Source organism: Halorhabdus salina (genome assembly GCF_013839425.1).
Lineage (GTDB): Archaea > Halobacteriota > Halobacteria > Halobacteriales > Haloarculaceae > Halorhabdus > Halorhabdus salina.
In genome coordinates this window covers 325,320-325,844 of the sequence record NZ_JACDNP010000004.1, presented here as the reverse complement: position 1 = coordinate 325,844, position 525 = coordinate 325,320, and the positions used below count along the sequence as shown (strand labels likewise).

Annotated in this window: 1 pseudogene; it reads left to right on the top strand. The window is 61.1% G+C overall.

What is annotated here, in order from left to right:
• Nucleotides 1–525 (top strand): annotated as a pseudogene (locus tag HZR20_RS07985) (RNA-guided endonuclease TnpB family protein); the annotation flags it as partial.

The following is a 525-nucleotide window of genomic DNA, read 5'->3' as shown; positions in this document are numbered from 1 at the left end:
GGTGTCGTCGCCAGGTGGAAGAACGGCAAGAAGGCATCGCAACCACACTTCAGGACGCCCTCGATTCGCTACGACAAGCGCAGCGCCACGTTCCACGACGACTACGTGTCACTTTCGACAGTCAACGGGCGAGTCGAAGCCGACTACGTTCTCCCGCCGGACGGCGAGAATCCGCAGACGAAGTACCTCCGCAACGACAACTACGAGGTAACGGGGGCGACGTTACAGTACCGCGATGAGACTGACACCTTTTATCTCCACATCGGAACGAAGGCCGACGTGGAGTCCGAGATACCGGACGACGGCGACGCCGAGCACAGTACAGTCCTCGGTGTCGACCTCGGTATCGAACACATCGCTGTCACGTCGACCGGGCAATTCTGGAACGGCGGATACCTGAACCACCGTCGGCGGGAGTATGAGCGGATTCGAGGGAAACTGCAACAGACGGGGACAGAGTCGGCCCACCGAACCATCGCACGGATGGGCGACCGGGAGACGCGGTGGGTCGAGGACTCCCTCCAT